This window comes from uncultured Methylobacterium sp., from assembly GCF_964244095.1.
Classification (GTDB): Bacteria; Pseudomonadota; Alphaproteobacteria; order Rhizobiales; family Beijerinckiaceae; genus Methylobacterium.
In genome coordinates this window covers 1-7,963 of record NZ_CAXTHR010000178.1, presented here as the reverse complement: position 1 = coordinate 7,963, position 7,963 = coordinate 1, and the positions used below count along the sequence as shown (strand labels likewise).

The window sequence follows — 7,963 nt, the reverse complement described above, 5'->3', positions numbered from 1 at the left end:
ATCGTGTCGGCGAGCCACGCCTCGGCCTCGGCCAGCGCCGGGCAGCCGAGCGTCATGCGCTGCTTGAGCGCCACCGTGCCGCCCCCGAGCCGCGTCACCCGGAACGGCTGCTGCATGCCGCAGGGGCCGGGGCCGTCGATCTCCTTGGCGGGGACGACGTACTCCGTCGGCTCGACGAGCTTTTTTGCAAGGCACACCTGCTCGGCCTGGTCGCGCCACGCCTCGCGGCGCTCGAACCGGTTGACCGCACAGCCGGTGAGCCCCGCGCCGAACAGCGCAAGGGCGGAGAACGCGAGCACGCTACGCCACATGGCCGGGAGAATGCGCGGGAACGCGTAAACGCGGCGCTAACGACGCCGGGAGCCGGGCCGCGGGCGAAGCCTCACCGCGCGAAGCCGCCGCCGCTTCGCGCGAGAAGAATGATGCGAGCCCCAAGGAGATCGAAGCCGGCTTGTCCGGGCGACGCCACGAAAGCCCGCTCCGGCGCCGTTGACAGGCGCTCGCGGGCGGGCGCGAATGCGGGATGCTGTCCCTCGTCGATCTCCGCGCGCGCATCGAAGCCGGCACCCTCACGCCGGAGGGCGCGGTCCGCCTGTCGCAGGAGGCGATCCTCGCCCGCGATCCGGTGGTCCGCGCCGTCGTCTGCACCGATGCCGCGCCGGCGGTGACCGACCGGGGGCCGCTCGCCGGCATCGCGGTGGGCGTCAAGGACATCATCGACACCGCCGCGATGCCGACGCAGATGGGATCGCCGATCTATGCCGGCTGGCAGCCCAGGGCCGACGCGGCGATCGTGATGCGCCTGAAGGGCCTCGGCGCGGTGGCGCTGGCCAAGACCACGACCTCGCCGTTCGCTGGCATCGACCCGACCGGGACCACGAACCCGCACGATCCCGGCCACACCCCGGGTGGCTCCTCGGCGGGCTCGGCGGTCGCGGTTGGCGCCGGCATGCTGCCGCTGGCGCTCGGCACCCAGACCGGCGGCTCGGTGATCCGCCCGGCGAGCTTCTGCGGCTGCGCCGCGATCAAGCCGTCGTTCCGCCTGCTGCCGACGGTCGGCGTGAAGACCTTCTCCTGGGCGCTCGACACGCTGGGCCTGTTCGGCGCGGGCGTGCGCGACGTGGCCCATGCCCTCGCGCTGATCGCCGGCAGGCCCGCGATCGAGCTCGGCGGCGTCTCGCCCGGCACGCCGCGCATCGGCCTCGCGCGGCAGGATTTCGCCGACGCGCCCGAGCCCGCGGCGCAGGCCGCCCTCGACCGCGCGCGGCAGGCCGCCGAGCGGGCCGGCGCGGTCGTCGTCGACTGCGCCCTGCCGCCGGAGCTTGCGGCGGCTTTCCACGTCCACGCCACGATCCAGGATTTCGAGGCGCGCCAGGCGCTGGCCTGGGAATACGCCGACCACCGCGGCGCGCTGCCCGAGCGGCTCGGGCGCCAGCTCGACGACGCGCAGGGCCTCGACGCGGCCGCCTACGACGAGGCGCGGCGCAGGGCGCACCGCGCCCGGCGGGTGCTGAAGACCCTGTTCTCGGACCTCGACGCGCTCCTGACCTTCTCCGCGCCGGGACCCGCGCCGCGGACGCTCGCCTCGACCGGCGACGCGCGCTTCAACCGGCTCTGGACGCTGATGGGGGTGCCGTGCGTCAACGTCCCGGTGCCCGGCGACGGCCTGCCCGTCGGCGTGCAGGTGATCGCGCGCTTCGGCGACGACGGGCGGGCGCTCGCCGTCGCGGCGATGATCGAGGGGGCTTTGCAAAGATAGCGGGCTCCGCCGGCCCAAGGGACGTGTCCCTTGGGAATCACGGGACTCAGACCGTGGCGTCCTCGCCCAGCGCGTCCTCGACGTAGAGCTGCTCCAGCAGCACCTTGATCACCGCCATCAGCGGCAGCGCCAGGGCGATGCCCCACAGGCCGAAGACCACGCCGAGCACGAGCTGCCCGGCGAAGATCGTCGCCGGCGGGATGTCGAGCGCGCGCTTCTGGATGAACGGGGTGAGGCCGTAGCTCTCCAGGCAATGCACCGCGAGGTAGACGCCGAGCACGCCCAGCAGCGCCTTCGTCCCCGAGGCGAGGCCCGCCAGCAGGATGACGAGCCCGGCGACCAGAGGCCCGATCGTCGGAACGAAGGCGAGCAGGCCCGCCTGGAGCCCGAGGATCAGCGCGCCGCCGACCCCGAGGACGGCAAGCCCGGCCCAGGTGCACAGGAAGATCACCGTCATCGTGACGAGCTGGCCGAACAGCCAGTGCCGCAGGGTCTCCCCGGCGCCGTCGAGTACCCGCGCCCAGCGCCAGCGGCGCTCGGGCGGCACGAAGCGCAAGGTCCCGTCGCGGTAGCTGCCCGGGTCGGCGGCGAAGGCGAGGCCGAGGAACACGATCACCAGCACGTTGCCGAGCGCGCTGAACAGCCCGACGATCACCGCGGCTGCCGGCCCGAGCACGTTGCCGGCGTCGGACAGCAGCGAGCCGGGGCTCTTGAGCGCACCGGAGGCGAGGCCCGCGAGCCCTTCCGGCTTCCTGTCGCCGCCCTTGTCGCCGCCGCCCTTGTCGCCGCCGCCCTTGTCGCCGCCGCCCTTGTCGCCGCCGCCCTTGTCGCCGCCGTTCTTGGGCTCCGGCCTGGACGTCTGCGCCTTGCCGTCGGGACCGCCCCCCGCGCCGAGCGGCGGCAGGTCGATGCCGTAGGAGGACAGCCAGCCGGTGACGGTGCCCGACTGCTTCCCGATGGTCTCCCCGAGATCTCGGCCCTGCTGCACGACCGTCGCTCCGCCGAAGCCGACGAGCCCGATCGTGCCCGCGGCAAGCACCAGGCCGACCAGCGTCAGCCGCAGCCCGCGGGAGAGCGGCAGGACGTGGCCGAGCCCGCGCGTCAGCCCGTCGAGGAACACCCCGAGCAGCACGCCGGCAAAGACCAGGAACAGCGTCGCGGCCGACATCCAGGCGAGCGCGAGCAGGGCGGCGAACGACACCACGGCGATGCCGGATGCCGCGAGCGGCAGGCTCCGCCACAGCCTCGCCGGCTCCACGCGCGCTTCGGTCTTCGGTTCGGCCATGGGTTCTGCCATGGGTCCAGCGATGCCTCCTGCCATGTGTCCCTGCGATCCTCGCGTCGGCACCCACGAGCGCCCGCGCGGCTGCGCGGTCAAGCCTCCGCCGCCGCTCCTGCACCGAGGATGCCGGCCCAGCGCGCCGCCGCGGCCTCGTCGGCCTCGGCCGCCTCGACCCATTCGCCGGTGCCGCCGCCGGCCAGATGCTCGCGCTTCCAGAACGGCGCGCGCGTCTTCAGGTAGTCCATCAGGAAGCTCGCCGCCTCGAACGCCGCGACGCGATGGCCGGCGGCGGTGATCACGAGGACGATCCCGTCACCCGGCGCCACGAAGCCGTGGCGATGCACCACCCGCACCGCCTGGAGCGGCCAGCGCGCCGCGGCAGCCGTGACGACGCGGCCGATCTCGGCCTCGGCCATGCCGGGATAATGCTCCAGCTCCAGCCCCTTCAGCCGTCCCCCCTCGTCGCGGCACAGGCCGGTGAAGGTCACGACCGCGCCGGCGCGCCCGGAGAGGTTCTCGCTCAGGGCGCCGATCTCGGCGGCCACGTCGAACGGCTCGGCCTGGATGCTGACGGAGGGGCTCGGGGCGGGCGGCATGGCTTCCTCGTCGCGGCGGAGCGGGCGACACCGGCATCACGACGAAACACCGATCCGCCTGACACCTCGCCCGCCCGCGCCTATATGGCATCCCGGCGCATCGCCGGCACGGCCGCGCCTCGGCCGGCGCGACGCGATGCGCCGGAGGACGAAGACGTGACCCCCGACCTGACCCTGCCCTACGACGGCATCCTGCCGGAATTTTCCAGCCGCCCGGTCTGGTGCGGCCGCGGCAGCGCCGTCATCGGTGCCGTCCGCCTCGGCAGCCGGGCCTGGATCGGCGACGGCGGCGTGATCCGCGCCGACGGGCAGCCGGTGACGCTGGGCGAGCGGTTCTGGCTCGGCCACCGCTCGACGGTGCACATCGCGACCTACAGCCACGGCACCGTGGCCGGCGACCGCGTGACGGTCGGGCGCAACAGCGTGGTCCACGCCTGCACCGTCGGCTCCGACGTGGTGATCGAGGACGATGTCGTCATCCTCGACGGGGCGAGCGTCGGCGATCACGCGGTGATCGAGGCCGGCGCGACGGTGTTTCCAAGGGCGCAACTTGCAGGCGGCTTCGTCTATGCCGGCAGCCCGGCGAAGTCCGTCCGACCGATCACGCCGGCCGAGGTCGACGAGCGGGCCGAGCGCCTGCGCGAGGCCGCGGGCGATCCGGTCCAGGCGGCGGCCGGCGATCCGCCGGAGGTGGAGGCGACGGTGTTCGTCGCGAGCACCGCGCGCCTGCGCGGGCGCGTCAGCCTCGGCGCCGGATCGAGCGTGCTGTTCTCCTGCGACCTGCACGCCGAGGTCGGGCCGATCGTCGTCGGCGCCGACACCAACATCCAGGACAACACCGTGATCCGCACCCGGGGCGAGGGCGTCGTCATCGGCCGCGACACCACCATCGGCCACAACGTCCGCGTCAGTGACAGCCGCATCGGCGCGCGCGCGCTGATCGGCATCGGCGCGCGCGTGGCGCCGGGCACGGTGATCGCCGACGACGTGATGCTGGCGGCGGGCGCCACCACCGATCCGGGGCAGTTGCTGGAGGGCGGCTACCTCTGGGGCGGACGCCCGGCCCGCATCCTCGGACCGCTCGACTCGACCAAGCGCGCCATGATGGTCCGCATCGTCGAGGGCTATTGCGAGCACGGCCGCGCCTATCGGAAGGCCGAAGCCGCGCTCTCCTAATGGTCCGGCTGCACCGGACCGACCTGCGCTCCAGAGCATGTGTGGGATCGCATCGTCTTCACGCGAGCCGGCATCCACCGCGCTGGAAGATGCTCTAATCCTCCAGCCCGATGAGCTGGAAGCTGGTCTTGAGGTCGTTCGACATCGGCACGTTCAGGCGCGCGCCGTTCGGCAGGCGCTTGAGGAACCACCGCTCGTAGGTCCAGCGCAGCTCGCGGCTCTCGGCCAGCCGCGCGAAGGTCGCGGCGACGGCGCCGGCCATTTCGGGATCGTCCTTGCGGAACATGATGCCGTAGGGCTCGAAGGACAGCTTGTCGGTGAGCACCGTGTACTTCGCGCCCTCCGCGTCGTCGTTGGCGATCAGGCCGTAGAGCAGGATGTCGTCGGTGGCGAAGGCGTCGGCCCGGCCGTCCTTGACCATGGCGAAGGATTCCGCGTGGTCCTTGGCCGTCAGGACGTCAGACTGGAGCTTGAGCTTGGCGAGGATATCGCGGACCGCGCCCTCGTTGGTGGTGCCGGCCGTCACGACCACCCGTTTGCCACCGAGGTCGCGATAGGACGCGATCGGCGATGTCTTGGGGACGAGCAGCTTCGTCGCGCTGATGAAGGTCACCGGCGAGAACGCGACGGTGCGGCGGCGCTCGGCATTGGCGGTCGTCGAGCCGCATTCGAGATCGACCTTGCCGCTGGCGATGGCCTGGAAGCGGCTTTCGGAGGTGACGGGCTCGTAGCGGACCTTGAGGTCTGTGCGGCCCGTCTCGCGGCCGATCTCGTCCACGATCTCGCCGCAGAGGTCGATCGCGTAGCCGATCGGCCGCGGGCTGCCGTCCGCCTGCTTGCCCTCGACGAAGGAGAACGGGACGGAACTGGTGCGGTAGCCGATCACCACCTCGCCCTTCTCGGCGATGGTCTTCAGCGCGCCGTTGAGGATATCGACGGCGACGGCCGGGTGCGGAATGCCGAGCCACGCGACGGCGAGCGCGGCCATGAACTGACGTGCCGACATCGGGGAACTCCGGAAAGACCGTGCCGTGCTGGGAAGCCGGAGCCGGCCGGAGCCGGCCCCGAAGGATGGTCCCGAAGCCTACTCGGCGGCCGCGGGCATTGGGCTGACGTCCCGGTCGAGGCGCTGGTCGACCGTGGTAAGCTGACCCTCCCACTTGGCGACGGCGACGGTGGCGATGCTGTTGCCGAGCACGTTGGTGGCCGAGCGGCCCATGTCGAGGAACTGATCGATGCCGATGATCAGCAGCAGCCCGGCTTCGGGGATATTGAACTGCGTCAGCGTCGCCGAGATCACCACCAGCGAGGCGCGCGGCACGCCGGCCATGCCTTTTGATGTCACCATCAGCAGGAACAGCATCGTGAGCTGCTGCCCGTAGGTGAGCGGGATGTTGTACGCCTGCGCGATGAACATCACCGCGAAGGTGCAGTACATCATCGAGCCGTCGAGGTTGAACGAGTAGCCCATCGGCAGCACGAACGAGGTGATGCGGTTGGGCACGCCGAACCGCTCGAGGTTGGTCAGCATCTTCGGGTAGGCCGCCTCGCTCGACGCCGTCGAGAAGGCGAGCACGAACGGCTCCTTGATCAGGTTGAACAGCCGCATGATGCCGGCGCTCCCGAGAAGCAGGAAGCCGACGCCCATCAGGAGGCCCCAGAGCACGAACAGGCCGATGTAGAACTCGACGAGAAACTTGCCGTAGGTGATCAGCACGCCGATGCCCTGCGTGGTGATCGTCGCCGCGATCGCCGCGAAGACGGCGACGGGGGCAAACAGCATCACGTAGCCGGTGATCTTGAGCATCACGTCGGCCAGGCCCTCGATGCCCTGGGCGAGGAAGTGGCCCTTCTCGCCGAGGGCTGCGAGCGCCACGCCGAAGAAGATCGAGAACACCACGATCTGCAGGATCTCGTTGTTGGCCATCGCCTCCACCGCGCTCTTGGGTACGAGGTGGGTGACGAACTCCTTGAGCGAGAGCGAGGCGGCCTTGAGCCCGGTGCCGGCGCCGACGTCCGGCAGCGGCAGGTTCAGGTTGTGGCCCGGCTGCATCAGGTTGACGAGGACAAGGCCGAGCAGCAGCGAGCAGAACGAGGCGCCGACGAACCAGAGCAGGGCCTTGCCGCCGACGCGGCCAACCGAGGCGGTGTCGCCGAGATGCGCGATGCCCACGACCAGGGTCGAGAACACGAGCGGGGCGATGATCATCTTGATCAGCCGCAGGAAGATGTCGCTGATCAGCGCGATGTAGCCGGAGATCTCCTTGGCGGTCTGCGGGTCCGGCCACGTGATGCTGCACAGGTAGCCGACGACGACGCCGAGCACCATGCCGATGAAAATCATGGTCGTCAGCCGCGAACCCGTCATCGTTCTCTCCCCGTGCCCAGCAGTCGATGCGCGAATCCGCGTCGGCCCATCTGACGCACGAAGCAGGCCATCCGCAAGCCGGCTCAGGGATTTCGTTCCGCCATCCGAGCACTTTCGTCTTCCGGTGGCGGGCGCGCTTCCGCCGTGGACTTCTCCGCATGGGGCCGGATATTCTTCGTCGGCCCGCGCATCGCGGCGCCACCGGGCGAGCCCACCCGGTGGCGCCCCGGCTGCCGGTGCGGTACGGGACTTGCCAACTCGCCTTTGCCAACACGCATTTGCCGACAAGATCTTGCTGGCGAGAACTCGCTGGCAAGACCTTGCCGACGCGAACCGGCCGGACGCGGCGCCCCGGTCCGCGTCGCCGATCCGGCGACATAAGAGACGGACACGCGATGGATGTCTTCGTACAGCAGTTGATCAACGGGCTGACGCTCGGGTCGATCTACGGCCTGATCGCGATCGGCTACACGATGGTGTTCGGGATCATCGGCATGGTCAACTTCGCCCACGGCGACGTCTTCATGGTGTCGAGCTTCATCGCGCTGATCGGCTTCCTGATCCTCACGGCGTGGCTCGGGGTCTCCTCGATCGCGCTGGCCTTCCTGATCGTGCTCGTGGTCAGCATGGTGCTCACCGCGCTCTGGGGCTGGGCGATCGAGCGCGTCGCCTACCGCCCCTTGCGCGGGTCGTTCCGGCTGGCGCCGCTGATCTCGGCGATCGGCGTGTCGATCTTCCTGTCGAACTTCGTGCAGGTGGCCCAGGGCGCGCGCAACAAGCCG

General features: G+C 70.9%; 6 protein-coding genes and 2 pseudogenes. 3 read left to right on the top strand and 5 right to left on the bottom strand.

The annotated features are described in order from the left end of the window. A pseudogene (locus ACFE86_RS19980) lies at nucleotides 1-311 on the bottom strand (extensin); the annotation flags it as partial. Between the two features lie 212 nt (nucleotides 312-523). Here ACFE86_RS19980 and ACFE86_RS19975 point away from each other — a divergent pair. Next, complete coding sequence (locus ACFE86_RS19975; protein WP_375457072.1) at nucleotides 524-1,759, top strand: amidase; 1,236 nt, start codon at nucleotides 524-526, stop codon at nucleotides 1,757-1,759. Between the two features lie 46 nt (nucleotides 1,760-1,805). Here the strand turns inward: ACFE86_RS19975 and ACFE86_RS19970 are convergent, their stop codons facing one another. Both ACFE86_RS19970 and ACFE86_RS19965 read right to left on the bottom strand, forming a co-directional pair. After that, nucleotides 1,806-3,044 carry an AI-2E family transporter gene (locus ACFE86_RS19970; protein WP_375457073.1) on the bottom strand — a complete coding sequence of 413 codons (1,239 nt, stop codon included), beginning with the start codon at nucleotides 3,042-3,044 and terminating at the stop codon, nucleotides 1,806-1,808. Between the two features lie 89 nt (nucleotides 3,045-3,133). Beyond that, nucleotides 3,134-3,637 carry a molybdenum cofactor biosynthesis protein MoaE gene (locus ACFE86_RS19965; protein WP_375457071.1) on the bottom strand — a complete coding sequence of 168 codons (504 nt, stop codon included), beginning with the start codon at nucleotides 3,635-3,637 and terminating at the stop codon, nucleotides 3,134-3,136. Nucleotides 3,638-3,793: 156 nt separating this feature from the next. On the opposite strand from ACFE86_RS19965, the gene ACFE86_RS19960 reads away from it, so the two are divergent. Continuing rightward, nucleotides 3,794-4,813, top strand: a complete 1,020-nt coding sequence (locus tag ACFE86_RS19960) for a gamma carbonic anhydrase family protein (protein ID WP_375457070.1) — start codon at nucleotides 3,794-3,796, stop codon at nucleotides 4,811-4,813. 94 nt (nucleotides 4,814-4,907) lie between these two features. Here the strand turns inward: ACFE86_RS19960 and ACFE86_RS19955 are convergent, their stop codons facing one another. Together ACFE86_RS19955 and ACFE86_RS19950 are read right to left on the bottom strand one after the other, a co-directional pair. Then, entirely contained in the window at nucleotides 4,908-5,819 is a 912-nt protein-coding gene (locus tag ACFE86_RS19955) for an amino acid ABC transporter substrate-binding protein (protein WP_375457069.1), read from the bottom strand. A 78-nt stretch (nucleotides 5,820-5,897) separates the two neighbouring features. After that, nucleotides 5,898-7,181: a dicarboxylate/amino acid:cation symporter gene (locus tag ACFE86_RS19950; protein WP_375457068.1), complete on the bottom strand. Its 1,284-nt coding sequence runs from the start codon at nucleotides 7,179-7,181 to the stop codon at nucleotides 5,898-5,900. Nucleotides 7,182-7,576: 395 nt separating this feature from the next. On the opposite strand from ACFE86_RS19950, the pseudogene ACFE86_RS19945 reads away from it, so the two are divergent. Then, nucleotides 7,577-7,963, top strand: a pseudogene (locus ACFE86_RS19945) (branched-chain amino acid ABC transporter permease LivH); the annotation flags it as partial.

Excerpts from the sequence above, each read along its gene's own strand:
- ACFE86_RS19975 (WP_375457072.1), top strand. The coding sequence starts at position 524 with ATGCTGTCCCTCGTCGATCTCCGCGCGCGCATCGAAGCCGGCACCCTC.
- ACFE86_RS19970 (WP_375457073.1), bottom strand. The coding sequence starts at position 3,044 with ATGGCCGAACCGAAGACCGAAGCGCGCGTGGAGCCGGCGAGGCTGTGG.
- ACFE86_RS19965 (WP_375457071.1), bottom strand. The coding sequence starts at position 3,637 with ATGCCGCCCGCCCCGAGCCCCTCCGTCAGCATCCAGGCCGAGCCGTTC.
- ACFE86_RS19955 (WP_375457069.1), bottom strand. The coding sequence starts at position 5,819 with ATGTCGGCACGTCAGTTCATGGCCGCGCTCGCCGTCGCGTGGCTCGGC.
- ACFE86_RS19950 (WP_375457068.1), bottom strand. The coding sequence starts at position 7,181 with ATGACGGGTTCGCGGCTGACGACCATGATTTTCATCGGCATGGTGCTC.